Here is a 26,211-nt window from a genome sequence, read left to right as displayed (position 1 = left end):
TCCGCTGTCGGCCTGCTGTCCGCTGTCGGCCTGCTGTCCGCTGTCGGCCTGCTGTCCGCTGTCGGCCTGCTGTCCGCTGTCGGCCTGCTGTCCGCTGTCGGCCTGCTGTCCGCCGTCGGCGGGCGGTGCGGTTTTCGCGGACGCCGCGCGCGGGGTCGCGGTGCCGTCAGTCGGGGCGTCTTCGGGGCGCGGCCGGGTCGGCTGTCGCACAGAATCGGCCGTCTCCATGCCGGCCGCTTCTGCGTCAGCTGCTTCTGTTCCGGTCGCTTCCGTGCCGGTCGCTTCCGTGTCGGTCGCTTCCGTGTCGGGTGCCGAACCGACCGGGGTCGCTCCGGCGGCCGGGGACGGCATTTCCGCTGCGGAATCCATGGCGCCGGGCGGGAGGGCGGCGATGCGTTCGAGAGTGGCGTCGGTCGCCGCGGCGAGTTCGAGTTGGATCTCGGCGATCGAGCGGCCCGCCGCCTGGCGCCGCTTGACCGCGACGAGCTGCAGAAGGTGCCGCGGGCCGTAGAGCGCGGTGCGGCCGCGCCGGCCGGCGGGCGGGTCGACCAGCCCGATGGTGGTGTACCAGCGGATCAGCCGCTCGTTGGGCAGGTCGCGCACCCGGCCGTTGACCTGCGCGGATTCGCCGGCGGCGAGCACCGCGACGGCGCGCTCGGCCAGCTCTCCGATGGTCCAGGTGACGTCCATGGCTCGATGATGACACTGTCACGATGACAGTGTCAAATACGCGGGCCCGGTGGCGGGTGCGACCCCGGCCGCGGGTCGAGCGGGAGGCGAGAGACCGGACGAATCCCCGCTAAAACCGCCAAATGCAACACTCGGGAAAAGCGCATAAAAATGCGGAAGAATTGAGCAGTGCCATCGAGTTCGATCTCTTGAAATTGCGAGTAAAGACCTACGGGAGGCTTTACCTTTTCTGGTATGAACGACCATCTCCTGGTCGAGGCGCTGCGCGGGCGCGACGTCGGCGCCCCGGCCGCCATGTACGCGGCCTACGCTGATCGGCTCTACGCCTACTGCTGGTTCCAGTTGCGGGAGCGGGACGCCGCGCAGGTCGCGCTGCGGGACGCGTTCGTCGTGGCCGAGGCGCACATCGGCAAGCTGCGCGATCCGGATCGGTTCGGGCCGTGGCTGTACGCCATCGCGCGGCTGGAGTGCGCCCGGCGGTCGCCGGTGCGGGAGCATCCGCCCGACCTGCCGGTCGCCAGCCACGACCAGGACGACGTCGATCAGCGGATCACCGCCTGGGAGGCCGTGGCGTCGCTTCGGGCCGTTTCCAGGGAAGTCCTTGAGCTACGGGTCCGGCACCAGATGTCCATTCCGGATCTGGCGGCCATTCTCGATGTCCCGAGCAAGGAGGCCGAGGCGGTCCTGGAGCGCGCGCACGCCGAACTCGAAGCGGCGTTGACGGCGGAGATCCTGGTGAAGCAGGGCCCGTACGGTTGCGCGGAACGTGCTCGGCTGCTGCGGCAGCGGCACGGTGACCTCACCGCGGAACTGAGCGAGCGACTCTTGGCGCACGCCCAGGAATGCTCCGCCTGCGGCCTGTTCCGGCCGCGCAGCGTATCGGCGGCCAAGGTGTACGGGTTGCTCCCGGACGCGGACCCGCCCGAGGATCTGCGGCTCCGGGTGATGAGCTGCTTCATGGATTCCGAACTCGTCGGCTACCGGTTGTTCGTGGCCACCCGCGTCACCGAGTTCACTTCGGCCGGGTTTCCTGTGCAGTCGGGGCAGGCCGCCGTCCGGCTGCCTCGCCCCAGGAAGCGGCTCTTCCTGCGAAGGCGGCCGAAGGGGGAGCGCTGTGCATTACCGCCGGACGGGCTGGCCGCGCAGGCCGCCCGTGCCTTCGCCGTACTCGTGATGGTGGCGGTCCTGTTCAGCGGGGGGATCGCCGCCGTGCGCGGGTTGTTCGGCCATGCAGAGGACACCGGGCGGGCGGGCGCTCTGACAGGACCCCGGCCCAGTGCGGTTCCAGGTCTTTCCCACAGTCCGATGCCTGACGGCCGTCCGAGTGCGGGCCGCGATGGTGTCGTCGACGCCGCGCCGGTTTCGGCCACCTTCCCGTTGGGCTCGTTAGGTTCCTCCGCACCGCCCACCGCCCTGTACCCGTCGCCCCCCGCGCCGGCGCAGGGAGGCCCCCTGCCTTCGCCGACGAAACCGCCGAGCGTCCTCGTGGTGTCCCCGCTGTACCTGGACCTCGCCGGAGGCTCGGACGGCTCAGTGGAGCTGCAGGCGACAGGAGGACCCGTGGCGTGGAGCGCCAAGACCTGGGGTGCGCTCGGACTGAGCAGGTCCTCCGGGCGACTGGAGGCCGGCCAGACCGTATCCGTCTCCGTGCACGTGTCCCGCCGCTCGCGCGCGCGGGGAGAGGGCGGCATCTCGTTCCAGCCGGGCGGAACCGAGGTGTGCGTCACCTGGCGTGCCGATACTCCAGGTACGCCGGGCGGTGGCTCGAATCCCACCCCGCCTCCAACGGGCCCCGGTACGGGCGCCCCGTCCACTCCGCCGGAGACGAACCGGCCGGGTGAGCCGCCGACGTCGTCCGACCCGAGCCCGCCGCCCTCGCCGGCGCCGCCGGAGTCGGACCCGCCGCCGTCGTCCGATCCGCCGCCGTCGTCCGATGTGCCATCCTCGGGCGGGGAAGCCCCGCCTTCGGGCGGGGAGCCGGATCCGCCTCCGCCGTCGGACCCGCCCGCCTCTTCGTCGGCGTCCGGCGCACCGTCCGCCTCGAACGGAAGCACGACGCCCGCGTGACGGACGTTCCGATTGTTGCCCGTCTCAACTACGCTTCGTAGGTGATCATTTGCGCTAAGTAAAACACGCCAGGGGGAGGACGTGTTCATGGGACCGAGCGCAGTAGAGCCTCGCCGTCGCGGAACGGTGTCCTCCGCCAGGAACGCGACCCTTCGCTTGATGGTGTTCTCCGCCGGGATGGCGGTCGGCATGAGCTGGCTGACCCCGCCGGTGTCGGCCCGTACCGCGCCGCGCGCCGCGGGCAAGCCGGTTCCGAGCGCGCACGATGTCGAGAAGAGCCGGCAGCTGGTGAAGGACCGCGCCGCGGCCATCGGCCGGACGAAGGCCGAGCTCGCGCAGGCGGACGGGGAGCTGGACAGGCTGAACGCCGCGGCCGAGGCGGCGGTGGAACGCTACAACGGAGAGTGGGTCAAGCTGGAACGGTCCCAGCAGGCTTACCGCGACACGCAGCAGCGGCTGACCGAGGCGGCCCGCAGGGTGGGCGAGGCCCAGGACCAGCTGGCGTCGTTCGCAGCGCGCGTGTACCAGGACAACACCGGCTACGACCGGGTCTCCTCCGCGATCTCCGGCAGGGGCGGTCCGCAGGGCTTCATGGACCGGGCGGGGATGGTGGACGTCCTGGCCGAGCAGCGGACCGCGATGGTCCGCCGGGTCGAGGCGTCCAAGACCGTCGCGGACGTGTTTCGCCGGCAGGCGCAAGCCGCACTCCAAGAGCAGACGGCCGCGACCAAGAGCGCGGAAGTAGCGAAGGGGCAGGCTCAGGCGGCGGTCGCGGCGCAACAGGCGTCCATCCGGCGGATCGCCGACCGCAAGCGCGCGCTGGAGAAGCGGCTCGGCGCGGCCCAAGCGCGCGCGGAGCGACTCGCGCGCGAGCGGGAACGGGCGCTCGAGGCACGTGCGGATCGCAAGGCGCGGGCCGGCCTGGAAACGGCGAACGTCGTCCGGCGCGGTGCGACCGTGGCGCGAGCGGCGCTCGAATGGCTCGGCACCCCGTACTCCTGGGGCGGAGGGACGTACGACGGCCCCAGCCGAGGAGTCGACCAGGGGGCGGGCACTCTCGGCTTCGACTGCTCGGGCCTGGCCATGTACGCGTGGAGCAAGGCGGGCATCCGGCTCGACCACTGGACGGGCACTCAGTGGACGTCGGGGCCGCACATCCCCGTCCGCAGGCTCCGCCCGGGGGATCTGGTGTTCTTCGCCACCGACACCTCGAACCCCGACACCATCCACCACGTGGGCGTCTACATCGGCGGCGGCCGGATGGTGGAGGCGCCCTATACGGGCGCGCGCGTGCGCATTTCCAGCATCCACCGGAGTGATCTGATCGGAGCCACCCGTCCTGCGGGCTGAGCATGGCGCCGCATGGCACAGGCAGGTGACCGCACATGGCCCGCGCCGGGGCGAACGCTCTCTGCACGGAAGCGAGAGCCCTTCCGTACGGTCACCCGTACGGAAGGGCTCTACGCGAATCCTGGGGCGCGTACGGCGGGGAGCGGATCTACGCCGTCGCGCGGCTTCCGGATCCGGTCCCTGCGGGGGACCGGGAGTGCCCGGACGCGGCTCAGTGACCGCCCTTTTCGGCCTCGCGCTTGCGGGACCGCTCGATCTCGGCCTCGGCCTCGACGCGTCCCGCCCAGCTGGCGCCCTCGACGGACTTGCCGGGCTCCAGGTCCTTGTAGACCTCGAAGAAGTGCTGGATCTCCAGCCGGTCGAACTCGGGGACGTGGTGGATGTCGCGCAGGTGCTCCATGCGCGGGTCCGTCGCGGGCACGCACAGGACCTTGTCGTCACCACCGGCCTCGTCCGTCATCCGGAACATCCCCACCGCGCGGCAGCGGATGAGGCACCCGGGGAACGTCGGCTCCTGGAGCAGCACCAGCGCGTCCAGAGGGTCGCCGTCCTCGCCCAGCGTGTTCTCGATGAACCCGTAGTCGGCCGGGTACTGCGTCGAGGTGAACAGCATGCGGTCGAGCCGGATGCGGCCGGTCTCGTGGTCCACCTCGTACTTGTTCCGCTGGCCCTTGGGGATCTCAATGGTGACGTCGAAATCCAAGATGTCCTCCGCTCCCTGCGCGGTCGCAGTGAATAGTCTTTCGGGGGTCTGTGCGGGCGAGGCCGACCCCCACAGGGGTGAGTTCCCTTATATAAGGATGTCGCACGTTGGTGAGTGCTGAGTGGGAGAGGGGCGGTCACGTGCCTGCACGCGGTCGTGCCCTTGCCGTACTGTCGCTGTCCCTCCTTAACGTTTTCGTCGTCGGCGCGGGGCTGGCAGTGGTGAAACTCACACCCGACCGGCACCTGTCCCCGCAGCCGCCGGGCGTCGCGGCGCGCGATCTGGTGCGGTCGTCGGCCCGGATCCCCGCCGCCGATCCCGCCGGGGGGCGCGCGCCGAACCCCCAAGCCCTGTCGGGCCGGCTGGCGGCGCTCATCGGCGGCCCGAAGGCGAAGATCAACGCCGTGGTCGTGGACGCGGAGACCGGCCGTACGCTGTTCGCGCAGCGCGGGGACCAGCCCGCCACACCCGCCTCCACGACCAAGCTGGCGACGACCGTCGCCGCTCTGGCCACCGTCGGTCCTTCGCACCGGATCACCACCCAGGTCGTGCGCGGTACCGGCGGCGGGATCGTCCTCGTCGGAGGCGGGGATCCTACCTTGACGGCCCTGCCCGCGCGCGCGGACGAGGGCCACCCGCCTTACGCATCGCTGCTGGACCTCGCGAAGCAGACCGCCACCGCGCTCAAGGCGTCCGGTGTGACGCGGGTGCGCGTGGACTACGACGCCTCGGCGTACCAGGGGCCGCGTACAGCGGCCGGGTGGAAGCCGAACTATCTGCCGGAAGGCGAGTTGGCGCCGGTCACCGCTCTGACCGTGGACGAGGGACGCGTCTCCCCAGCGGACCCGACCAAGCGCGCGCGGGTGTCGGATCCGCCGGCAGCGGCCGCGAGCATCTTCGCGAGCTTCCTAACCAGAAACGGGGTGGCGGCCAAGGCGGGGCGTAGGACCGTCGCGCAGAAGGGGGCGCAGCGCCTGGGCGCGGTCCAGTCCCCGCCGCTCTCCGCGCTGATCGAGCATCTGCTGACCGAGAGCGACAACGACGTGGCCGAGGCGGTGGCCCGGCAGGTGGCCATGAAGCTCGGGCGTCCAGCCACGTTCGTGGACGGGGCGCAGGCGGTGCGCCAGACGCTCGCAAGGCTCGGCGTCACGCAGGGCGTGTCGGTCAACGACGGCAGCGGCCTGTCGCCGCGCAACCGCATCACGCCGCTCGCGCTCGCCCGCATCGTCGCCCTCGCGGCGAACCCCGCGCACCCGCAGCTGCGTTCGGTCATCACCGGCCTGCCCATAGCGGGGTTCTCGGGAACCTTGAGGCCGCCGCGCTACACGCTCGCCACCAGCCAGGCCGCCGCGGGCGTCGTGCGCGCGAAGACGGGCACGCTGGCCGGGGTCAGCACCCTGGCCGGCCTCACCTACGACGCCGACGGCCGGCTGCTGACGTTCGCGTTCATGGCGGGCGACGGGAAGGGGCAGGTGGATCCGGGCAAGCTCGACCAGCTCGCAGCCGCCGTCGCCACCTGCGGCTGCTGAGGCGCGGCCGCCCGCGGCCGCTGATCGTCCGCACCTGCGGGCGCCCGCCGGAGTGTGGGCGGAGCCGTACGGGAGATAACCAGAACGGTTGTTCGTTGAACGATCGTGCAGGGGCGCCCCGGCGCCGTGTCCGAAAAGTACGGTGGAGCACATGAGCGCCTCAATGATCGACTGGAACGTCGCAGTGCAGGCGGGAACCCGTCTGGTGCGTCCAGGTCCGCAGGTCAGCCACGAGGAGGCCCGCGCGGTCGTGGCGGAGCTGCGCGAGCTGTCCAGGGACGCGCACGGGCACGTGCGGGACTTCACGGGCATGGCCTCCGAGCTCGATCCGGCACCGGCGACGGTCGTGGACAGGCCCGGATGGATCCGCGCCAACGTGGACGGCTTCCGGGTGGTGCTGGAACCGCTCATGGAGCAGATGACCGAGCGCCGCGGCCCCGGCCCGCTGGGCGGCGCCGGCAATGTGGTCGTGCAGGCGGTCGGTTCGCGAGTGACCGGAATGCAGGTCGGCGCGATCCTCGCCTACATGGCCAGCCGCGTGCTGGGCCAGTACGAGCTGTTCCTGCCGCCGGACCCGTCCGGGCAGGCGCCGACCGGACGCCTCACTCTGGTGGCGCCCAACATCGTCCATGTGGAGCAGGAGCTCGGCGTCCACACACGCGACTTCCGCCTGTGGGTGTGCCTGCACGAGGAGACGCACCGCGCCCAGTTCACCGGCGTTCCGTGGCTGCGCGAGTACGTACAGGACCAGATGACCCAGTTCCTGCTGGCGTCCGACCTGGACCCCGGCGTGATGCTGGACCGCATCCGGGACGCCGCCGAGGCCGTCGCCGACGCGATGCGCGGCGGGGACGCGAACCTCATCGACGCGATCCAGACTCCCGAGCAGCGCAAGATCCTGGACCGGCTCACCGCGGTGATGACCCTGGTCGAGGGGCACGGCGACTACGTCATGGACGCGGTCGGTCCCGAGGTCGTGCCCTCGGTCGAGCAGATCCGCTCCCGGTTCCAGGGGCGCCGCGACGGCGGCTCCAAGCTGGACAAGACGATCCGCCGCCTGCTCGGCATCGACCTGAAGATGAAGCAGTACGCGGAGGGTTCGCGGTTCGTCCGGCGGGTCGTCGCGGAGGCGGGCATGGCCGGGTTCAACCAGGTCTGGCAGTCCCCGGAGAGCCTGCCCACGCACGACGAGATCAAGGAACCGGCCGAGTGGATGAACCGGGTCATCGGCCCGCGCGCCATCGACGTGGCCCCGCCCGAGGCCAGCGAGGCGTGACGCGATAGCAGGACACGCAAGCCGCCTGGCCACCGGGCGAGGAGAGCCGAGACCGCTTCCGCCATGCCCCGCCGTCCGGTGGTAGACGTTTCCCATGGGGCCTGATCCGGCGGTGGCGGCTGTGCGGCGGGCGGTGCGGCACGTCCTTGCCGACCTGCCCGCTGGTGCGATGACGCTCGTGGCATGTAGTGGCGGTGCCGATTCACTGGCGCTCGCGGGAGCCCTCGCCTTCGAGGCGCCCAGGGCGGGGCTCCAAGCAGGCGGCATCACGATCGACCATGGCCTACAGGACGGATCGGGCGCGCGCGCGGACGCGGTCGTCCGGACGCTCGCCGACCTTGGGCTGGACCCTGCCGGGTCGGTAGCGGTCACCGTGGACGGCGAGGGCGGCATGGAGAACGCCGCCCGCAACGCCCGCTACGCGGCATTGGACCGTGCCGCAGACCGTCTCGGCGCGGCGGCGGTCCTTCTGGGCCATACCCGCGACGACCAGGCGGAGACCGTGCTGCTGGGGCTGGCACGCGGCTCCGGAGCGCGCTCACTGGCGGGAATGCCCCCAGCCCTCAAGCGTCCGACCGCGCGGGGCCATGTTCTGTATCTCCGGCCCCTGCTGGAACTCGACCGGGCGACCATGCGCAGGGCCTGCCTGGCGATGGGCTTGGAGCCCTGGGACGACCCCCACAACGACGACCCCGCCTACACGCGCGTGCGCGTACGGCACCAGGCCCTGCCGGTGCTGGAGGAGACGATCGGGCCGGGCGTGGCCGAGGCGCTGGCGCGAACGGCCCGGATGCTGCGCGACGACGCCGACACCCTGGACGGTCTCGCCGCGCGCGCTTACGACGAACTCCTCGACGACGCCTCCGACCGCGACGGGGCAGGCGCGTCCGATCGCGACGACGCATCCGGCCACGACGACGCATCCGACCGCGATGACGAAGGCCACACCGTCGCGATCCGTGTGGACGGCCTCGAAGAACTGCCCAGAGCCGTCCGTACCCGCGTCTTGCGGATGGCCGCGGTGAAAGCGGGCAGCCCACCGGGTACGCTCGCGGCCGTCCATGTCGATGCAGTGGATCGGCTGGTCACGGCCTGGCACGGCCAGCGGCACGTCGACCTGCCCGGGGGCCTTCGAGCGTTCCGGCGGTATGGGAGGCTGCTGTTCGGCCCGGTTTGACACCACGCCGTGTGCGTCTCGTCACACGGCGTGCCCGTCGCGCAAGGCGTCCGCTCCGTGCGGCGGGCGAAGAGTCACAACGATGAGGGTGGGGTTGTGGACGAGAAGGACCTGGGCAACGACCTGGCGAAGGTGCTGATCCCCGAGGCCGACCTGCAGGCGAAGGTGCGCGAGCTCGCCGCGCAGATCGACGCCGACTACGAGGGCAGGGACCTGCTCCTCGTCGGCGTCCTGAAGGGCGCCGTCATGATCATGGCGGACCTGGCGCGCGCGGTGCACACGCCGGCCTCGATGGACTGGATGGCCGTCTCGTCCTACGGGTCGGGCACCAAGTCGTCGGGCGTGGTCCGCATCCTCAAGGACCTGGACACCGACATCCTCGACCGCCACGTGCTCATCGTGGAGGACATCGTCGACTCGGGCCTGACGCTGTCGTGGCTCGTCAGCAACCTGCGCTCGCGCGGCCCGGCGTCCCTGGAGATCTGCGCGCTGCTGCGCAAGCCCGAGGCGGTGAAGACCGACCTCGACGTCAGGTACATCGGGTTCGACATCCCCAACGAGTTCGTCATCGGGTACGGGCTCGACTACGCCGAGAAGTACCGGAACCTTCCCTTCGTGGGGACTTTGGCGCCCCATGTGTACGGCGGGGAGGGCTCCTGAACCTGTCCGTGCGCGGTCTACCGGAGTTCCCTGGGAGCCCCCAGGGAACAAGGGGCCGTGACGGATCGTTGCAAAGGTCGTTGACGGGTATATGAAGAGGATCAGGAGATCGGCGCTGGCTGCGTCTCCTGTGCCCTGCGGTGTACCGTCACTATCCCGGGCCCTCGGGTCAGGGAGCCATGTGAGGGAGACCGCCTCGGTGGGTCCGGAGCCCCGGGCGACGGGCCTTGCTGGTCGCAGTGGCGTCCGCCCCCCGGGACGGGCGAGGATCGCACACAGACGTTGGTCAGGAGGGACGGGCCCCGTAGGGGTAACCGGATAAATGGACGTGAAGCGCTATTTTCGCGGGCCGCTGCTGTGGATCCTGCTGTTCGGCCTCTTGGTCGCCCTGGTGATGTGGGGCGTCAACCCCGGCCGTTCGTTCGAGAAGACCGACACCTCCAAGGTGGTCCAGGAGATCGACGCCGGACAGGTGAAGTCCGCGAAGATCGTGGACAAGGACCAGCGGATCGAGGTCACGCTCAAGAACGGCAAGCAGCAGCAGGCCTCCTGGGTCGACGGCCAGGGCCTGCAGTTGCAGAACCAGTTGCAGAAGCAGGCCGACGCGGGCAAGCTGCCCGGCGGCTACAACGTTGATGTCCCCAAGCAGAGCTTCTTCCTGAACCTGCTGTTCAGCCTGCTGCCCATCGTGGTCATCGTGCTGATCTTCCTGTTCATCATGAACCAGATGCAGGGCGGCGGCTCGCGGGTGATGAACTTCGGCAAGTCCAAGGCCAAGCTCATCACCAAGGACACCCCGAAGACCACCTTCGCCGACGTGGCCGGGGCCGACGAGGCCCTGGAGGAGCTGGAAGAGATCAAGGACTTCCTGCAGAACCCGGCGAAGTTCCAGTCGATCGGCGCGAAGATCCCCAAGGGCGTGCTGCTGTACGGCCCGCCCGGCACCGGTAAGACGCTCCTCGCGCGCGCGGTGGCCGGCGAGGCGGGGGTGCCGTTCTACTCGATCTCCGGTTCCGACTTCGTCGAGATGTTCGTCGGCGTCGGCGCCTCCCGGGTGCGCGACCTGTTCGAGCAGGCCAAGACCAACGCCCCCTCGATCATCTTCATCGACGAGATCGACGCCGTCGGCCGGCACCGCGGCGCGGGCCTCGGCGGCGGCCACGACGAGCGCGAGCAGACGCTGAACCAGCTGCTCGTCGAGATGGACGGCTTCGACGTCAAGGGCGGCGTGATCCTGATCGCGGCGACCAACCGCCCCGACATCCTGGACCCGGCGCTGCTGCGTCCCGGCCGGTTCGACCGGCAGGTCACCGTGGACCGTCCCGACCTGGAGGGCCGCAAGGGCATCCTCCGGGTGCACGGCCGCGGCAAGCCGTTCGCCCCGGACGTCGACCTGGACGTCATCGCGCGCCGCACCCCGGGCTTCACCGGCGCGGACCTCGCGAACGTGATCAACGAGGCGGCGCTGCTGACCGCGCGCTTCGACCGCAAGCTGATCGACATGGACACCCTCGAGGAGTCCATCGACCGCGTCATGGCCGGGCCGGAGCGCAAGACCCGGGTGATGTCGGAGAAGGAAAAGAAGATCATCGCCTACCACGAGGGCGGGCACGCGCTGGTGGCGCACGCGCTGCCGAACTCCGACCCCGTGCACAAGGTGACGATCCTCCCGCGCGGGCGCGCGCTGGGGTACACCATGACCCTGCCGATGGAGGACAAGTTCCTCACCACGCGCTCGGAGATGACCGACCAGCTGGCCATGCTGCTGGGCGGGCGTACCGCGGAGGAACTGGTCTTCCACGAGCCCACCACGGGCGCGGCCAACGACATCGAGAAGGCCAGCTCCATCGCCCGCAACATGGTGACCGAGTACGGCATGAGCGAGCGCCTCGGCGCCCGCAAGTTCGGCACCGGGCAGGGCGAGGTCTTCCTCGGCCGCGACATGGGCCACGAGCGGGACTACTCCGAGGACATCGCGTCCGCGATCGACGACGAGGTGCGCCGCTACATCGAGGCCGCCCACGACACCGCGTGGGAGATCCTCATGGAGTACCGGGACGTCCTGGACGACCTGGTGGTCAACCTCATGGAGAAGGAGACCCTCTCCAAGGAGCAGGTGCTGCAGATCTTCGCTCCGATCCAGAAGCGGCCGCACCAGAACTCCTACACCGGCTACGGCAAGCGCCTCCCGTCGGACCGCCCGCCGGTGCTCACGCCCAAGGAACTGGCTCTGCTGGGCCCGCAGGACGTGACCGACCTGACCAAGAACAACGGCCAGGGCGGCGGCGTCACCTCCGAGTCCGCCGACCCGGCCCCGGGCGAAAGCTGACCGCCTTGGCCATCCCCTACGACGAAGAGCCCGTGCGGGAGGACCCTCCGGGGTTCGACCACGCGCGGATCGAGAAGGCGGTGCGCGAGATCCTGTTCGCGATCGGGGAGGACCCCGATCGCGACGGGCTCCGCGACACGCCGGCGCGCGTCGCGCGCGCGTACGCCGAGCAGTTCGCCGGGCTGCGCCAGCGGCCCGAGGACGCGCTGACGACGGTGTTCGACGCCGACCATGAGGAAATGGTCCTGGTGAAGGACATCGAGGTGTACAGCGTGTGCGAGCACCACCTGGTGCCGTTCCACGGGGTGGCGCACGTCGGGTACACGCCCAACAAGAAGGGGCAGATCACCGGCCTGTCGAAGCTCGCCCGGCTGGTCGACGTGTACGCGCGTCGCCCGCAGGTGCAGGAGCGGCTGACGAGCCAGGTGGCGGACGCGCTGATGCGGGTGCTGGAGCCGCGCGGGGCGATCGTCGTGATCGAGGCCGAGCACTTGTGCATGACCATGCGGGGGGTGCGCAAGCCGGGCGCCAAGACGGTGACCTCGGCGGTGCGCGGTGACTTCCGCGATCATGCGGAGACCCGCGGCGAGGCGATGAGCCTGATCCTGGGCCGCCCCTGACCCTCGTCCGCATCTCGAATCCCCAGAACGTCCGAACGGGCCTCAGCGTCGCGCTGAGGCCCGTTCAGCGTGTGATGGGTGAGCGGCGACGGGCGGCCGGGGCGTGAGCGCCGTCGCGAGACGACGGCCGCCGGCCGTGCGGCCGCGGGTGCGCCCGCGTCGCCTAGAGCGCGCCTAGGACGGGGCTAGAGCGGCCTAGGGCGACGATCTGAAGGGGTGCAGGCAAGGCATAGGGTTGTTGTATGACCAGTGCCGCCGTTCCGGGGCTGCCCCAGCCGGGGCGATGCCTCGTCATGGGCGTGGTCAACGTCACCCCGGACTCGTTCTCCGACGGGGGGAGCTGGTTCGATCCGGAGAAGGCCGTCAGGCACGGCCTGGATCTCGTCGCCGAGGGCGCCGACATCGTCGACGTGGGCGGGGAGTCCACGCGCCCAGGGGCGCAGCGGGTGTCGCTGGACGAGGAACTCCGCCGCGTGGTGCCCGTCATCAAGGCGCTCACGGAAGAGAATGTTCCGGTCAGTGTCGACACCATGCGCGCGGAGGTGGCGGAGGCCGCTGTCTCCGTGGGCGCCCGTCTCGTGAACGACGTGAGCGGCGGCCTGGCCGATCCGGACATGCCCCGTGTGGTGGCCGCCGCCAACGTGCCCTACGTGGTGATGCATTGGCGCGGCCACAGCCACGACATGCAGACCCGGTCCGTCTACGCGGACGTGGTCCGCGAAGTGCGCGAGGAACTGCTGCACCGCGTCGACGCGGTCCTGCGGGAGGGCGTCGACCCGTCGATGGTCGTCCTCGACCCCGGGCTGGGGTTCGCCAAGAGCCCCACCGCCGGGCACAACTGGGCCTTGCTGGCCCACCTGGACGAGTTCGTCGGTACGGGCTACCCCCTTCTCGTGGGCGCTTCCCGCAAGAGCTTCTTCACGACCCTGCTGGCCGAGCCGGACGGGACGCGCCGCCCGTTCGCCGAGTGCGACGACGCCACCGTCGCCGTCACGGCCCTCGCCGCGACCGCCGGCGCGTGGTGCGTCCGCGTGCACCGGGTACGTCCGAACGTGGACGCCGTACGCGTGGCGGCCGCGATCGAGGCCGCCCGTCCCATGCACCCCGGAGGCGACCAGCGATGAGCCGTGCAGTGAACCGCGCCGACCTGGAAGAGGTCCACGCCGAGTTCTACGCCGCCTTCGAAGCGGGGGACTTCGACCGCATGTCCGACGTGTGGGCGGAGGGCCCCTACGCGGCGGGCGTCTCCTGCGTCCACCCGGGCTGGACGATGCTGCGCGGGCGCGAGGAGGTCCTCCGGTCGTGGGCGCTCATCATGGCCAACACCACTTACATCCAGTTCGTGCTGACCGACGTCGAGACGGACGTCTACGGCGACCACGCCGTGGTCACGTGCAAGGAGAACGTCCTCACCGCGGACGAGGACACCGAGGCCGGTTTCCTCGCGGGAGGGAGCATCGTGGCCACGAAACTGTTCGTACGCGTCGACGGGCAGTGGCGGCTGCTGCTGCACCACGGCTCGCCCGTCCTCACTCCCGCGGATGCAGAGGAAGAATGAGTCTGGACCGCATGGAACTGGACCGCATAGAACTGCGCGGCCTGCGGGCCCGGGGGCGGCACGGAGTGCTGCCGGCGGAACGCGAACTCGGGCAGGAGTTCGTCGTCGACGCGTCGCTCGGCCTCGACACCCGCCCCGCGGCGGAGACGGACGACCTGTCGCGTACCGTCGACTACGGCACGCTGGCCGGCCGGCTGGTCGCGGCCGTCGAGGGCGAGCCCGTCGACCTGATCGAAACGCTGGCCGACCGGCTCGCGAAGATATGTCTGGAGGACCCGGCGGTGGTGGAGGTCGAGGTCACCGTCCACAAGCCGAGCGCCCCGGTGCCGCATCCCTTCACGGACGTCGCCGTGAAGATCAGGAGGAGTCGCCCATGACAGCGTCAGACCGCATGCCCGATCGCACCGCGACCGGCGGCCACATGCTGGTCGCGCACCGCGTCGTGTTCTCGCTCGGCAGCAACCTCGGCGATCGCCTGGACAACCTCCAGGAGGCGGTCGACGCGCTGTTCGACGCCCCCGGCCTGGAGTTCGTGGCCTGCTCCCCGGTCTACGAGACGGCCCCGTTCGCGCCGCCCGGGGAGACGCTCCCGGAACAGGGCGACTACCTGAACATCGTCGTGGTGGCCGACACCAGGCTCGCGCCGGAGAACCTTCTCGAGCGCGTCCTCAACATCGAGAACTCCCTGCGCCGCGTCCGCGAGGTCCGCTGGGGGCCGCGCACGCTGGACATCGACATCGTGGTGTTCGGTGACATCTCGTCCGACCGCCCCGACCTCACCCTCCCGCACCCGCGCGCGCACGAGCGGGCGTTCGTGCTCGTGCCGTGGGCCGACATCGAGCCGGACGTGCTCCTGCCGGGGCACGGCCGCGTCGGCGACCTGGCCGAGGCCAAGCAGGCGGAAGGGGGCCCTTCGGCCGTTCGCCGCCGGGACGACCTGACCCTGCAGCAGCCTGCATGAGACCCTCCCGCCCGCTCTTCCTCGTCGCCCTGGTGATCGTCGTCGCGGTGATCACTTGGGCGGTGCTGCGTTCCGCGTACGTGTCGCTGCCGCCCCTGCCGTGGACGGCGGTGCCCACACTGCTGCTGCTGGCGCTCGGCGAGGCCTTCACCGGTTACAACCTGCTGCGCCGGATCCGCCGCAAGCCGAACACCAAGCCGGTGGAGCCCCTTGTGGTCGCGCGCATGGCGGCCCTGGGGAAGGCCAGCGCGCACACTGCCGCGCTCATCGCCGGCGTCTTCGGCGGCTTCGCCGCCAGCCTGGCGGACTCGCTGGACAAGTCGACCCCGCGCCACGACTTCTTCGTCAGCGTGGGCACGTTCCTGGCGGCCGTGGTGCTGGTGGGCGCGGCGTTCTTCCTGGAGTACGCGTGCCGTGTGCCCAAGGACCCCGACGAGGAGGAGCGCGACAGGAACGCCTCCAGGGCGTAGGGCGTGAGCTCCTGCGGCGGTCCCCGACAGGGTGCCGCTACTTGCCCATCGCTACTTGTCGATGTCGCCGACGACGAAGAACATCGAGCCGAGGATCGCGATCATGTCGGCGACCAGGTTGCCGGGCAGCAGTTCGGCCAGCACCTGGATGTTGTTGAACGACGCGGACCGCAGCTTCATCCGCCACGGCGTCTTCTCGCCGCGCGACACCAGGTAGTAGCCGTTGATGCCGAGCGGGTTCTCGGTCCAGGCGTAGGTGTGCCCCTCGGGGACCTTGAGGACCTTGGGAAGCCGCTGGTTGACGGGCCCCGGCGGCAGTTCACCGAGGCGGTCGAGGCACGCGTCGGCGAGGTCCAGTGACGCGTACACCTGGTCCAGCAGGCACTCGAAGCGGGCGAGGCAGTCGCCCTCCTGCCGGGTGACCACCGGCACGTCGAGTTCCCCATAGGCGAGGTACGGCTCGTCCCGGCGCAGGTCGAAATCGAGACCGGACGCCCGCGCGATGGGGCCCGACACGCCGTACTGAAGAATTTGTTCCTGGGTGAGCACCCCGACGCCGCGTGTGCGCGCGCGGAAGATCTCGTTGCCCATGATGAGGTCGGCGATGTCGCCCATCCTTGAGCGCACCTCGGAGACGGCGGTCCGCGCGCGCGCCGTCCAACCGGCGGGGAGTTCCTCCTTCAGGCCCCCGACGCGGTTGAACATGTAGTGCATGCGGCCGCCGGACACCTCCTCCATCACCCGCTGCAACGTCTCGCGCTCACGGAACGCGTAGAAGATCGGCGTGATCGCGCCTACCTCCAGCGGGTAGGAGCCGAGGAACATGAGGTGGTTGAGGACGCGGTTGAGCTCGGCCAGCAGCGTCCTCGTCCACACCGCGCGGACCGGCACCTCCATGCCGAGCATCCGCTCGACGGCGAGCACCACGCCGAGCTCGTTGGAGAACGCCGAGAGCCAGTCGTGCCGGTTGGCCAGCACGATGATCTGCCGGAAGTCCCGCACCTCGAAGAGCTTCTCGGCGCCCCGGTGCATGTAGCCGATGATGGGCTCGGCCCCCGAGATCCGCTCCCCGTCCAGGGTCAGCCGCAGCCGCAGCACCCCGTGCGTGGACGGGTGCTGGGGGCCGATGTTCAACGTCATGTCCTCGGTGGCGAGCTCCTTGGCGCCCGCACCGATCCCGACTATCCGCTCGGTGGTCATGGTCGCGTCTCCGCCGCTCCGATCACCGCTTCATGGTCCCATGGCGAGCGGCGGCCGTTATCCGGTTGACTAGGGGGCGATGAACCCGAGCCAAGGCGAACCGCCGTACGAGCCCGCCGCGCAGCCTGGATACCAGGACGCGGCGCACCCTCCCGCGCCGTCCGGGCCGGGACAGGGCGGCCACCCGCAGGACCCTGCGGGCCCGCCGCCTGGCCGGCCCGACTTCGTGCCCGGCGCGGGCGGGCAGGTGCCGCCCGGCGGCGGTCCGCAGCCGCAGCAGCACCCGGGCCCGCCCGCCTCGGTGCCTCCGACGTACCGGGCCGACGAGGCGTTCGCCCCCGGCGGGGGCCTCCAGTGGGCGACCATCTCCGCGCGGCACGCACCGCACAGGCTCCTCACCGCCGTGCTGTGGGCGGTTCCCATCGGTGCCGTGGGCGCGTTCCTGGTGTGGCGCAACGGAGGCGCGGTGGCCGCCGTGATGTGGCTCGCCGCGGTAGTGCTGGTCACCATCGTCACGTGGGTCATGGCAGAGCTCGACCGCCGGTCCTTCGGTTACGTCGAGCGTTCCGACGACCTCGTGGTGACCCATGGCGTGTTCGTCAAGCGGCTCATCGTCGTCCCCTATGGCCGCATGCAGTTCGTGGACGTGACCGCGGGTCTCCTTGAGCGCTGGATGGGGATCGCCACGGTGCGCATGCACACCGCGGCCGCGGCGACGGACGCGGCCATTCCCGGCCTGCCCGCCATGGAGGCCGCACATCTGCGCGATCGACTCGCCCAGAAGGGCGAGGCACGGAGCATGGGCCTATGAACGGCCCCTATGGTCCGCCTCCCGGCGGCCATGGCCGCCCGTACGGACCGTCCGGTCCCTATGGGCCGCAACCGCCGGGTCCTTACGGGCCGCCTCGTCCTCCGTACGGGCCGCCCCCTGGCCCGTACGGTCGGCCCGGACCGCCTTATGGGCCGCCCCAAGCGTACGGACCGCCGCCCGGATACCGGCCGCCACCGCCGCCGGTCCGGTTCTCCGAGGGCACGCACCGGCTGCACTGGGCGACGGCACCGCTGCGCGCGTTCGTGTTCCTCGTCGTCTACTTCGTCCTGCTCGGCTTCCCGCTGCTGCTGACCCAGACGAGCGGCGGCGTCACGCTGGAGCTCACGCCCGCCGTGCTGACGCGGTTCTTCGCCGTGTCCTTCCCCATGACGGTGATCGCCGCCGTTTCCGGCCTGTGGACATGGCTGGGCCTGCGCTTCCGCATCGACGGCGACGACCTCGTGGTGGAGACGGGCCTGATCCGCAAGGGCAAGCGCCGCATCCCACTCTCGCGCATCCAGGCCATCGACGTCGTCCGTCCGCTCGTGACGCGGGTGTTCTCCCTGGCGGAGGTCCGGGTCGAACTCGCGGGCGGGGAGCAGAGCGAGATCGCGCTGCGCTACCTCGGACGCCACTCCGCCCAGCAGTTGCGCGCCGAACTCCTCGCGCGCGCGGCGGGTCTCCCGGGGACCACGCCCGAGGCGCCGGAACGGCACATGTGGCGCGTCCCCTTCGGGAACCTCCTCGCCTCGCTGATCCTCCGCCTGCCCGTGCTCGGCACGGGGATCCTCTTCTTCGCGAGCCTGGTCTTCCTCGTGGTGTACGCCGAGGGCGGCATCCTGGCGGTCACGCTGCCCATCGTGCTCGGGCTCATCCGCGCCGTCATCGCGCCGCTGGTGATGTACGCCAACTTCACGGTCGCGATGTCACCGGACGGGATACGGCTGCGGTACGGGCTGCTCGAGACACGGATGCAGACGCTCCCGCCGGGCCGCATCCAGGCCGTCAGCATCGTCGAGCCCGCCATCTGGCGGAAGATCGGGTGGGCCCGCGTCGAGGTGACCGTCGCCGGCTACGCGGGGGAGCGGGAGGCGCTGTCCTCGACGCTGCTGCCGATCGCGCCGAGGCACGTCGCCATGCACCTGGTCACGCAGGTCTTCCCCGGCACGCATGTGGACGCGGTGCCGCTCGTCCCCGCCTCGTCGAAGGCCATCGCGATCGACCGGGCGGACGGGGCCGGAGCCGACGACGTGGTGTTCGTGGCCCGGCACGGGTGGCCGTGCCGCCGCACGGACGTGATCGCGCACGCGCGCGCGCAGAGCGTCCGCCTGACCATGAACCCGGTGCAGCGCGTTTTCGGGCTGGCCACCGTCCACGTGGACGCGCCGCCGGGACCGGTGAAGGTGGCGGCCGCCGACCGGGAGGTCGGCGAGGCCCGGGTGATCGTCGAGTCTGAGGCGCGCCGCGCCCAGGCCGCCCGCAGCACCGCAGGGGACCCGGCCCACTGGGCCGCGCGCTGACCGGTTATCCACAGAATCACGTTCGCCTTTCCTGACCGTTCTGCGCCGTCGAGCATGGGTGGCGGTCGTCCCCCTCGCAGCGGCGAAGGGCGGCGGCCCTCCGCCCGGAGGGCGGAGCCGATCGGCGGATCAGGAGGTCGGCGTGAACAGTTCGTGGACGCGTGCGGCGAAGCCGGTGGGGAACGAGGTGTTGCCGTTGTGGCCGCCCGGGAGCTCCTCGACCGGGCGCCCGAGCAGCGCCGCCAGTTCCACGGCGCACTGGTGGTTCCACGCGTTCTTGGAGTCCTTACCGGCGGCGGGGATGATCCGGGTGTGCGCGGCGGCGGCGCGGACCTCCGCGGCGCCCAGCGTGTCCACGCGGCACTGGGGGATGTCGTTGGCCAGGTAGTAGCCGAAGTTGGCGGCGCGCTCCTCGGTCATCGGAGCGGCGATGACCCCGGCCTCCGTCTCGATCCGGGCCGGGTCGAGACCGGTGAGCGCGGCGGCCAGCGGCACGGCGGCGCGCCAGCCGTCCGCCCGGTACGCGGCCTCGATCTCGCCGAGCCGGCGTTCGATGTCGGCCCGGTCGTGGTCCTTCAGCAGGCCAGGGGTCGCGGGGTCGTGGGCGATGAGGGCGGCGAGCTGGCCCGGGTGCGCTGCGGCCAGGTGCAGACCGTAGAGGGCGCCGAGGCTGCAGCCGAGCATGAGGGCGGGCTCGTCGGTCAGCGCGGAGAGCAGGTGGTGGACGTCCTCGGCGTGCATGGCGGGCGTCACCGGGACTGAAGGGTCCTCCACCCGCGTCCGGGAGAGGCCGCGGCGGTCGTAGGTGACCATCGTGTAGTGCTCGGCGAGGCGGTCGACCAGGTCGGCGGTCCGGCGCGCGTCCCCCTCGCCGCTCTGCCCGATGACCATCAGCGGGCCGTCCCCGCGGACCTCGTAGTACACCTCGGCGCCGGGCACCTGCAGCATCGCGGTCTTGGTCGCGTTCATCCGTCGTCCTCCGCATCGGTCGGCTCACCGGCGGTCGGTGAACACATCTCTATAGATACATCGAAATAGATACATCTGTCCAGATGTAAGTTGGGAGGGTGAACGGAGTCGAGCTGTTCCTGCTGGGACGGACGCTGATGAAGATCGGCGAGGAGGCCATGCCGGCGCCGCGCGGCGGCCCGGCGGGCGGGACCCGCGCGGTCCTGATCGTGCTGAGCGACATCGTCGGCCATCCGGACAGCGCCATCGGGGAGATCGCCGAGCGGACCGGGCTACCGCAGAGCCAGGTCTCCACGGCGGTCGCGCGGCTCAGGAAGACCGGCTCGGTGGTGACCGCCCCCGACCCGGGCGACCGCCGCCGCTCCCTGGTCCGCAAGGCCGACGAGGTGTCCGAACGCGTGGCCGAGGTGCGCGCCACCACCATCGACGCCGCCCTGGCGGCGGCCCTCGGCGGAAGCGAGCACCTCGCCGAGGTGACGAACGCCCTCGACGTCCTGGCCCGCCACCTGAGCCCAGAAAGCCTCACCCATCTCCGCACCCCCTGACCCGCCCGCTCTCACCCCGCCCACTGGCCTGTTCGTGCGCGTCCGGCCGCGGTCGTTGTGGTTCGTTCGGGCTCGCTCTGGGGTGGGGTGCTGGTCGTATTGTCGGTGGATGAGCGATTTGGGGTATGAGCCGTGGGCGCCGGGATTCGTGGCGGATCCGTATCCGGTGTTCGCGCGGCTGCGGGAGGAACGGCCGGCGTTCTTCCACGAGCCGACCGGCCAGTGGGTGATCAGCCGGTACGCGGACGTCGACGCGCTGCTGCGCGACCGGCGGCTCGGCCGTTCCTACCTGCACGTGGCCGGGCACGAGGAGTTCGGGCAGCAGCCGGAGGCGGAGTTCCTCAAGCCGTTCTGGGACCTCATCCGGGCCGGGATGCTCGACGTCGAGCCGCCCACCCACACGCGGCTGCGGCGGCTGGTGTCCAAGGCGTTCACCGCGCGGATGGTCGAAGGGCTGCGGCCGACGATCCGGAGACTGGCCGGGGAACTGGCCGGGACGCTCGCCGCCAAGGGCGGCGGTGACCTGCTGGCCGAGGTCGCGGAGCCGCTGCCGGTCAACGTGATCGCGGAGATGCTCGGCGTGCCTGTGGCGGACCGGCCGCTGCTGCGTCCCTGGTCCGCCGACATCTGCGGCATGTACGAGCTGAACCCGCCGGAGGAGGTGCAGCGGACGGCCGTCCGGGCCGCGGTGGAGTTCTCCGACTACCTGCGGGACCTGGCCCGGTCGCGGCGCCGGGAGCCGCGCGACGACCTGATCAGCGCGCTCGCCCAGGTCGTCGACGAGGGGGACCGGCTGACCGAGGACGAGCTGATCGGCACCTGCGTCCTGCTGCTCAACGCGGGCCACGAGGCCACGGTCAACGCGACCGGCAACGGCTGGTGGGCGCTGTTCCGCAACCCCGGCGAGCTGGAGCGGCTGCGCGGGGACGCGTCGCTCGTCCCCACGGCCGTCGAGGAGCTGCTGCGGTACGACACTCCGGCGCCGATGTTCGAGCGGTGGGTGCTGGAGGACATCACCGTGGCGGGCGTGGACATCCCGCGCGGGGCCGAGGTGGCGCTGCAGTTCGCCTCCGCCAACCGCGACCCGGCCGTCTTCGCCGACCCCGACCGGCTCGACCTCGCCCGGGACCCGAACCCGCACATCACGTTCGGCCTCGGCATCCACTACTGCCTGGGCGCCCCGCTGGCCCGGATCGAGCTGGCCGAGTCGCTGTCGGCGCTGCTCCGGCTGGCACCGGGACTCCGTCTGGTCTCCGAGCCGGAGTGGAAGCCCGGGTTCGTCCTGCGCGGGCTTCAGGCACTGCACGTCGAGTGCTGAGCGCCGTGGTGGGTTGAGCGCCCTCCGCCTGTGGCGCTGGACGGTCTGCCGGGAGCGCGGTTGGTAGGAGGGGGCTCGTCAGTAGTGGTTTCGCCGTGCGGGCGCCTGGCAGGTAGGGGCGAGATCGCAGGTCAGGGCGCGGGTGGTGAGGACAGGGACGGCGGCAGCGGGATGCCGACGGTCTGCGCGAGCCATCCGAAACCGCCCAGGCCGGACGGGTCGAGGAGCTCCGCGTCCTCACCGGCGCGGCACAGGGCGGCGACGTACCCGCGCGGGTCGGTGTGGGCCATCGCCAGGGGCGGTCGGGCGCCCGACAGGCCCAGGGCGAGGAGGGCGGCGCGCTGGGTGGTGAGGAGCGTGGACGTGGCGCCGGCCCGCTCGCCCGCGGTGGTGCAGGCGTCCAGGGCCACGTGCGCCGTCACGTCGCACGAGCCGTCCGGGACGGCCGGGACCGTGGCGCCGTCGCGGTAGCCGGTGAGGGTGCCGTACGGGGGGCGCGAGTCGCGGGCGTGCGAGTAGTCCACCGCGATCGCGAGGCCCCGGTCGAGGCGCCCGATCACCGAGGCCCACGCGGCGCAGCGCGGATGGCCGATCTCGGCGCGGTCGCCGGGCTCGCGGAGGGGCCACCAGCGGTCCATCCAGTCGCGGTCCTCGGCGGACGGCTCGGCGCCGGGGCGCTCGCCGCCGCTGGACGGATCGACCAGGACGGTGCGGATGCCGTCCGGGGTGCGCTCGACGACGTCGAGGGGGATGTTGTCGAGCCACTCGTTGGCCACGGCGAGGCCGGTGATGCGGTCGGGGAGGTCGGCGCGCCAGGTGACGGACGCCGGAATGTCGGAGGGGCGTGGTGCTATCTCCACGGCGGTGGGCGCGAGGCGGGAGGTGATGCCGGACGGCAGACCGGCCAGGATGTTGGCGAGCAGGCGGCCCGAGCCGGCGCCGATGTCGACGAGGTCGAGGCGATCCGGGTGGCCGAGGGCGGTGTCGACGTCGATCAGGAGCCGGGCGATCGCGGCGGCGAAGCGCGGCGAGGCGTGCACCGAGGTGCGGAAATGCTCGGCGGGGCGCTCACCCCGACGGTAGAAGCCGCCCTCCCCGTACAGTGCCCGCTCCATCGCGGTGCGCCATGTCAGCCACTCGGTAACCAACGCCTCCACGACCGTGACGTTACCGTGCGGCGGCCGCCGGGCGGTCCCCGCCGCGGCCGGACCATCCCTGCGGTGGACGGCGGTCCGACCTGCGGCTGATCCCGGGCTGACCTGGCGGTACATACGCTGTGCGCATGGTCGGGAGGTTCTGGGACTGGCTGCGCGGCAGGAAACCCCTGGTCGACGCCTTTTTCGCGGCCCCGGTCGTGCTGCTTTCCCTCCCCGCGTGGCTGGGCGACGCGCAGGCCGTGCCGAGGCTGGAGTACCTGGCGCTGACGGTCGGGCTCGTCGCGCCGCTGGTGATGCGGCGGACGTTCCCGCGGACGGTCTTCGCCGTGGTGGCGCTGATCTGCTGCGTCCAGTGCGTCGCGGGGATCGTCCCGATCCCGGCGAACATCGCCGTCCTGATGGGCCTGTACACCGTCGCGGCGGACTTCACGTTCCGCTGGGGGCTGGCGGCGGCGCTGACCGCCGAGCTGGGCGCGGTCATGGCGGCGCTGCGGTACGCGTCCGGGCCTGCCGATCAGCGGTCGACGCTGCTGATGCTGTCGGCCCTGGTGGCGGGCGTGTGGATCCTCGGGCTGCACATCCGGACGCGCCGGGCCTACCTGAGCTCGCTGGAGGAGCGGGCGGCACGGCTCGAGCAGGAGCGCGACGCCGAGGTGAAGATGGCGATGGCGGCGGAACGGGCCCGGATCGCGCGGGAGCTGCACGACGTGGTGGCGCACAACGTCAGCGTGATCGTGGTGCAGGCGGACGGCGCGTCGTTCGCGATCGACACGGACGTGGGCCGGGCCCGGCAGGCGCTGGAGACGATCTCGCAGACGGGACGCAACGCGCTGGCGGAGATGCGGCGGCTGCTCGGGGTGCTGCGGGAGAGCGACGACGCGGGGGCGTACGCGCCGCAGCCGGGCGTGGCGCAGCTGGACGACCTGGTCGAGCAGGTGCGCTCGTCCGGACTGCCGGTGACGTACGAGGTCGCCGGTTCGCCGCCGGACATGTCGGAGGGCCGGCAGCTGACGGTGTTCCGGATCGTGCAGGAGGCGCTGACCAACACCCTCAAGCACGGCGGTCCGCGCGTGGCCGCGACGGTCCGGCTCCGGTACGCGGGGGACGCGGTCGAGGTGCGAGTGCACGACGACGGGCGCGGGGCGGCGGCGGCCGACGACGGACGGGGCCACGGGCTCGCGGGGATGCGGGAACGCGCGGCGGTGTACGGCGGCAGCGTCCACGCCCATCCGTGCCCCGGCGGAGGCTTCGAGGTGGTCGCGCGGATCCCGACGGGAGAAGCCGCGTGACCGACGCCATGCCCACGCAGTCGGCGACGCCGCGACCGGCGCCGCCCGAAGTAGCGGCGTGGGGAGTGGCGGCGTGCGGAGCGGCGCCGTGACCGGCACCGCCCGAAGTGGCGCCGCGCGAAGTAGCGGCGTGGGGAGCGGCGGCGTGCGGAGTGACGGTGTGCGGAGTGGCGCCGTGCGGAGTGGCGGCGTGACCGGCGCCGCCCAAAGCGGCGGCGTGGGGAGTGGCGGCGTGACCGGCGCCGCCCGAAGTGTCGCCGTGGGGAGGGGCGCCGTGCGGAGTGGCCCGTGGCGTGCCCGCGTGGAGGGTGGCGTGACTGCGTGGCCGGTGGCGTCCTGCGGGAGCGGCGGCATGCGGCGTGACGGGTGGTGTTCTGCGTGAGCGGTGGCACGCGGCGTGACAGTGGTCTTCTGCGTGACTCTGGTCTTTGCGTGACAGTTCGCGACGGGCTTTGCGTGAGCGGTGGTGCCAGCGTGACGGGACGGTGTTCTGCGTGAGCGGCGGCGGCCCGCGTGAGTTGTGGCGTGGCCCACCACGCCACCGCCCCCACGGTCACGCCACAGGTCACTCGGCACGCCACCGGTCATGCCGCGCGCACTGGGGTGTGACCGGGTGGGGGCGGGGTGTGACTGCGTGGGCGGCGTTGGGTGGGAGCGGGGCGTTCGGGTGGGAGCGTAGGACGTGGAGGGCGGGCGCCAGGCGTGCCGCGGGACCGAGTCCGCTGTGAGGAGAGACGTGATGGAGATGGACGACGAACTGGACGCCGGGCCGATCCGGGTCGTGCTGGTGGACGACCAGGAGCTGGTGCGGGCCGGCTTCACGATGGTGCTGGACGCGCAGCCCGACATCGTGGTGGTGGGTGAGGCGGGGGACGGGCAGCAGGCCCTCGACCTGCTGCGGACGACGGCGGCGGACGTGGTGCTGATGGACGTCCGGATGCCGCGGATGGACGGCATCGAGGCGACGCGGCGGGTGGTGTCGGGCGAGTGGGGCGGGTCCGGTCGCGCCGGGGGCGGCCACGGTGGGGACGGGGCGCCGAAGGTGATCATCCTGACCACGTTCGACCTGGACGAGTACGCGTTCGCGGCGATCAAGGCGGGCGCGGGCGGGTTCCTGCTGAAGGACGCGGGCCCGGCGCAGCTGATCGAGGCGATCAAGGCGGTGCACTCGGGGGACGCGGTGGTGGCGCCGAGCACCACCAAGCGGCTCCTCGACCGGTTCGCGCTGCACCTGCCGGACAGCGAGCAGAGGGCGAGCGGCGCGCTGGAGAGCCTGACCGAGCGGGAGGGCGAGGTGCTACGGCTGGTGGCGCGGGGGATGTCGAACGCGGAGATCGCGGGCCGGCTCTTCGTCTCGGAGGCGACGGTGAAGACGCACATGGGCCGGATCCTGATGAAGCTGGGGCTCCGGGACCGGGTGCAGGCGGTGGTGTTCGCCTACGAGACAGGCCTGGTGAAAAGCGGTCAAAGCGGCGACGCTTGGTAGGTCCATGATCATTTTATGGTGACCAATTGCCGTCGTGCTGGGCCGCACCGGTCTCGTAGCTGAGAGTATCAGGGTAACTACTGTACGCGATGCCCTCTGCGGAGGGCTCTGGAAACATTCGCTTCGGGCCGTCGGCCCGGTACGGGAGGACTCTCGTGTTCAAGAAGCTCGTCGTCACCGGCATCATCGGTTTCGCGGTGGCCGGTTCGGCCCTGGGCGCGGCGCCCGCGTACGCCGGCGGCTGGGACCACGGCCATGGCAAGGGCCATGGCCACGGCCACGGTGGTCAGTTCAACAACAACCACACCAGCGGCAACTTCTCCATCCTGGGCGGCAACCAGGTCAACATCCCGATCTCGGTGCCGATCGACGTCTGCGGCAACGCGGTCGGTGCCGTCGTCGGCATCGCGGCCGCCCACTGCAAGGGCGGGGCGTCCGTCGACAACGGCTGATCGGCCGCGCCGGGCGCGCAACGGCCCGGCATCGAAGCGCCGGTCGGCCCGTGGGGGCGACCCGGGCCGGCGGG

General features: G+C 71.5%; 25 protein-coding genes. 20 read left to right on the top strand and 5 right to left on the bottom strand.

Going from position 1 to position 26,211, the window contains the following annotated elements:
* Nucleotides 1–690 (bottom strand): helix-turn-helix domain-containing protein (locus ABZ914_RS15740; protein ID WP_500193600.1); only part of this gene is annotated, 690 nt, incomplete at its 3' end.
* A gap of 234 nt (nt 691–924) precedes the next feature.
* Between ABZ914_RS15740 and ABZ914_RS15735 the strand changes: the two genes are divergently transcribed.
* Both ABZ914_RS15735 and ABZ914_RS15730 read left to right on the top strand, forming a co-directional pair.
* Nucleotides 925–2,757 carry an RNA polymerase sigma factor gene (locus ABZ914_RS15735; protein ID WP_500193599.1) on the top strand — a complete coding sequence of 611 codons (1,833 nt, stop codon included), beginning with the start codon at nt 925–927 and terminating at the stop codon, nt 2,755–2,757.
* Between the two features lie 159 nt (nt 2,758–2,916).
* Nucleotides 2,917–4,107: a C40 family peptidase gene (locus ABZ914_RS15730; RefSeq protein ID WP_500193598.1), complete on the top strand. Its 1,191-nt coding sequence runs from the start codon at nt 2,917–2,919 to the stop codon at nt 4,105–4,107.
* Between the two features lie 211 nt (nt 4,108–4,318).
* On the opposite strand, the gene ABZ914_RS15725 is transcribed toward ABZ914_RS15730, so the two are convergent.
* On the bottom strand, nt 4,319–4,810 hold the full coding sequence (locus ABZ914_RS15725) for an inorganic diphosphatase (RefSeq protein WP_190859550.1): 492 nt from the start codon (nt 4,808–4,810) through the stop codon (nt 4,319–4,321).
* Nucleotides 4,811–5,031: 221 nt separating this feature from the next.
* Here ABZ914_RS15725 and dacB point away from each other — a divergent pair, with 221 nt between their 5' ends.
* The 11 genes from dacB to ABZ914_RS15670 all read left to right on the top strand — a co-directional run bounded on the left by dacB (nt 5,032) and on the right by ABZ914_RS15670 (nt 15,390).
* Nucleotides 5,032–6,339 (top strand): D-alanyl-D-alanine carboxypeptidase/D-alanyl-D-alanine endopeptidase, encoded by a 1,308-nt coding sequence (gene dacB, locus ABZ914_RS15720; protein WP_500193597.1) that lies wholly within the window; start codon nt 5,032–5,034, stop codon nt 6,337–6,339.
* A gap of 163 nt (nt 6,340–6,502) precedes the next feature.
* The gene (locus tag ABZ914_RS15715; protein ID WP_190859621.1) at nt 6,503–7,615 is read left to right on the top strand and encodes a zinc-dependent metalloprotease; all 1,113 of its coding nucleotides are present in this window, start codon (nt 6,503–6,505) and stop codon (nt 7,613–7,615) included.
* A gap of 94 nt (nt 7,616–7,709) precedes the next feature.
* Nucleotides 7,710–8,792: a tRNA lysidine(34) synthetase TilS gene (tilS, locus tag ABZ914_RS15710; protein WP_500193596.1), complete on the top strand. Its 1,083-nt coding sequence runs from the start codon at nt 7,710–7,712 to the stop codon at nt 8,790–8,792.
* Between the two features lie 96 nt (nt 8,793–8,888).
* The gene (gene hpt, locus ABZ914_RS15705) at nt 8,889–9,452 is read left to right on the top strand and encodes a hypoxanthine phosphoribosyltransferase (RefSeq protein ID WP_190859541.1); all 564 of its coding nucleotides are present in this window, start codon (nt 8,889–8,891) and stop codon (nt 9,450–9,452) included.
* Between the two features lie 322 nt (nt 9,453–9,774).
* The gene (ftsH, locus tag ABZ914_RS15700; protein ID WP_190859539.1) at nt 9,775–11,781 is read left to right on the top strand and encodes an ATP-dependent zinc metalloprotease FtsH; all 2,007 of its coding nucleotides are present in this window, start codon (nt 9,775–9,777) and stop codon (nt 11,779–11,781) included.
* Between the two features lie 5 nt (nt 11,782–11,786).
* Nucleotides 11,787–12,401, top strand: a complete 615-nt coding sequence (gene folE, locus ABZ914_RS15695) for a GTP cyclohydrolase I FolE (protein ID WP_500193595.1) — start codon at nt 11,787–11,789, stop codon at nt 12,399–12,401.
* 242 nt (nt 12,402–12,643) lie between these two features.
* Nucleotides 12,644–13,525: a dihydropteroate synthase gene (gene folP / locus ABZ914_RS15690; protein ID WP_241755835.1), complete on the top strand. Its 882-nt coding sequence runs from the start codon at nt 12,644–12,646 to the stop codon at nt 13,523–13,525.
* A complete protein-coding gene (locus ABZ914_RS15685; RefSeq protein ID WP_190859537.1) occupies nt 13,522–13,959 on the top strand; it encodes a nuclear transport factor 2 family protein in 438 nt (145 codons plus the stop codon). Before folP ends, ABZ914_RS15685 begins: the two co-directional genes overlap by 4 nt.
* 11 nt (nt 13,960–13,970) lie before the next feature.
* Nucleotides 13,971–14,336: a dihydroneopterin aldolase gene (gene folB / locus ABZ914_RS15680; RefSeq protein WP_190859615.1), complete on the top strand. Its 366-nt coding sequence runs from the start codon at nt 13,971–13,973 to the stop codon at nt 14,334–14,336.
* On the top strand, nt 14,333–14,920 hold the full coding sequence (folK, locus tag ABZ914_RS15675) for a 2-amino-4-hydroxy-6-hydroxymethyldihydropteridine diphosphokinase (RefSeq protein WP_190859535.1): 588 nt from the start codon (nt 14,333–14,335) through the stop codon (nt 14,918–14,920). Before folB ends, folK begins: the two co-directional genes overlap by 4 nt.
* Entirely contained in the window at nt 14,917–15,390 is a 474-nt protein-coding gene (locus ABZ914_RS15670) for a DUF3180 domain-containing protein (protein WP_190859533.1), read from the top strand. Before folK ends, ABZ914_RS15670 begins: the two co-directional genes overlap by 4 nt.
* A 51-nt stretch (nt 15,391–15,441) precedes the next feature.
* Here the strand turns inward: ABZ914_RS15670 and ABZ914_RS15665 are convergent, their stop codons facing one another.
* The gene (locus ABZ914_RS15665) at nt 15,442–16,590 is read right to left on the bottom strand and encodes an NADH-quinone oxidoreductase subunit D (protein WP_387031881.1); all 1,149 of its coding nucleotides are present in this window, start codon (nt 16,588–16,590) and stop codon (nt 15,442–15,444) included.
* 79 nt (nt 16,591–16,669) lie between these two features.
* Between ABZ914_RS15665 and ABZ914_RS15660 the strand changes: the two genes are divergently transcribed.
* A complete protein-coding gene (locus ABZ914_RS15660; protein ID WP_500193594.1) occupies nt 16,670–17,401 on the top strand; it encodes a PH domain-containing protein in 732 nt (243 codons plus the stop codon).
* A gap of 263 nt (nt 17,402–17,664) precedes the next feature.
* A complete protein-coding gene (locus tag ABZ914_RS15655; protein ID WP_500193593.1) occupies nt 17,665–18,921 on the top strand; it encodes a PH domain-containing protein in 1,257 nt (418 codons plus the stop codon).
* A gap of 129 nt (nt 18,922–19,050) precedes the next feature.
* On the opposite strand, the gene ABZ914_RS15650 is transcribed toward ABZ914_RS15655, so the two are convergent.
* A complete protein-coding gene (locus tag ABZ914_RS15650) occupies nt 19,051–19,890 on the bottom strand; it encodes an alpha/beta fold hydrolase (protein ID WP_500193592.1) in 840 nt (279 codons plus the stop codon).
* A gap of 98 nt (nt 19,891–19,988) precedes the next feature.
* Between ABZ914_RS15650 and ABZ914_RS15645 the strand changes: the two genes are divergently transcribed.
* Entirely contained in the window at nt 19,989–20,435 is a 447-nt protein-coding gene (locus tag ABZ914_RS15645; RefSeq protein ID WP_500193591.1) for a MarR family transcriptional regulator, read from the top strand.
* Between the two features lie 109 nt (nt 20,436–20,544).
* A complete protein-coding gene (locus ABZ914_RS15640; protein ID WP_190859506.1) occupies nt 20,545–21,753 on the top strand; it encodes a cytochrome P450 in 1,209 nt (402 codons plus the stop codon).
* A 131-nt stretch (nt 21,754–21,884) separates the two neighbouring features.
* On the opposite strand, the gene ABZ914_RS15635 is transcribed toward ABZ914_RS15640, so the two are convergent.
* Nucleotides 21,885–22,910, bottom strand: coding sequence for an SAM-dependent methyltransferase (locus tag ABZ914_RS15635; RefSeq protein WP_500193590.1), 1,026 nt, complete (start codon nt 22,908–22,910; stop codon nt 21,885–21,887).
* Between the two features lie 125 nt (nt 22,911–23,035).
* Between ABZ914_RS15635 and ABZ914_RS15630 the strand changes: the two genes are divergently transcribed.
* The 3 genes from ABZ914_RS15630 (at nt 23,036) to ABZ914_RS15620 (ending at nt 26,137) form a co-directional block, all read left to right on the top strand.
* Nucleotides 23,036–24,199: a sensor histidine kinase gene (locus tag ABZ914_RS15630; RefSeq protein ID WP_500193589.1), complete on the top strand. Its 1,164-nt coding sequence runs from the start codon at nt 23,036–23,038 to the stop codon at nt 24,197–24,199.
* Between the two features lie 739 nt (nt 24,200–24,938).
* Entirely contained in the window at nt 24,939–25,685 is a 747-nt protein-coding gene (locus tag ABZ914_RS15625) for a response regulator (RefSeq protein ID WP_500193588.1), read from the top strand.
* Nucleotides 25,686–25,840: 155 nt separating this feature from the next.
* Nucleotides 25,841–26,137 carry a chaplin family protein gene (locus ABZ914_RS15620; protein WP_347256808.1) on the top strand — a complete coding sequence of 99 codons (297 nt, stop codon included), beginning with the start codon at nt 25,841–25,843 and terminating at the stop codon, nt 26,135–26,137.
* The last annotated feature ends 74 nt before the right edge of the window (nt 26,138–26,211 follow it).

The sequence above is a fragment of the Spirillospora sp. NPDC046719 genome (assembly GCF_040645715.1).
In the GTDB taxonomy this organism is placed as follows: domain Bacteria; phylum Actinomycetota; class Actinomycetes; order Streptosporangiales; family Streptosporangiaceae; genus Spirillospora.
This window is presented reverse-complemented; position numbering and strand designations above follow the sequence as displayed.

Excerpts from the sequence above, each read along its gene's own strand:
- ABZ914_RS15735 (WP_500193599.1), top strand. The coding sequence starts at position 925 with ATGAACGACCATCTCCTGGTCGAGGCGCTGCGCGGGCGCGACGTCGGC.
- ABZ914_RS15730 (WP_500193598.1), top strand. The coding sequence starts at position 2,917 with ATGGTGTTCTCCGCCGGGATGGCGGTCGGCATGAGCTGGCTGACCCCG.
- ABZ914_RS15715 (WP_190859621.1), top strand. The coding sequence starts at position 6,503 with ATGATCGACTGGAACGTCGCAGTGCAGGCGGGAACCCGTCTGGTGCGT.
- tilS (WP_500193596.1), top strand. The coding sequence starts at position 7,710 with ATGGGGCCTGATCCGGCGGTGGCGGCTGTGCGGCGGGCGGTGCGGCAC.
- ftsH (WP_190859539.1), top strand. The coding sequence starts at position 9,775 with ATGGACGTGAAGCGCTATTTTCGCGGGCCGCTGCTGTGGATCCTGCTG.
- folP (WP_241755835.1), top strand. The coding sequence starts at position 12,644 with ATGACCAGTGCCGCCGTTCCGGGGCTGCCCCAGCCGGGGCGATGCCTC.
- ABZ914_RS15685 (WP_190859537.1), top strand. The coding sequence starts at position 13,522 with ATGAGCCGTGCAGTGAACCGCGCCGACCTGGAAGAGGTCCACGCCGAG.
- folB (WP_190859615.1), top strand. The coding sequence starts at position 13,971 with ATGGAACTGGACCGCATAGAACTGCGCGGCCTGCGGGCCCGGGGGCGG.
- folK (WP_190859535.1), top strand. The coding sequence starts at position 14,333 with ATGACAGCGTCAGACCGCATGCCCGATCGCACCGCGACCGGCGGCCAC.
- ABZ914_RS15670 (WP_190859533.1), top strand. The coding sequence starts at position 14,917 with ATGAGACCCTCCCGCCCGCTCTTCCTCGTCGCCCTGGTGATCGTCGTC.
- ABZ914_RS15665 (WP_387031881.1), bottom strand. The coding sequence starts at position 16,590 with ATGACCACCGAGCGGATAGTCGGGATCGGTGCGGGCGCCAAGGAGCTC.
- ABZ914_RS15660 (WP_500193594.1), top strand. The coding sequence starts at position 16,670 with ATGAACCCGAGCCAAGGCGAACCGCCGTACGAGCCCGCCGCGCAGCCT.
- ABZ914_RS15650 (WP_500193592.1), bottom strand. The coding sequence starts at position 19,890 with ATGAACGCGACCAAGACCGCGATGCTGCAGGTGCCCGGCGCCGAGGTG.
- ABZ914_RS15640 (WP_190859506.1), top strand. The coding sequence starts at position 20,545 with ATGAGCGATTTGGGGTATGAGCCGTGGGCGCCGGGATTCGTGGCGGAT.
- ABZ914_RS15630 (WP_500193589.1), top strand. The coding sequence starts at position 23,036 with ATGGTCGGGAGGTTCTGGGACTGGCTGCGCGGCAGGAAACCCCTGGTC.
- ABZ914_RS15625 (WP_500193588.1), top strand. The coding sequence starts at position 24,939 with ATGGAGATGGACGACGAACTGGACGCCGGGCCGATCCGGGTCGTGCTG.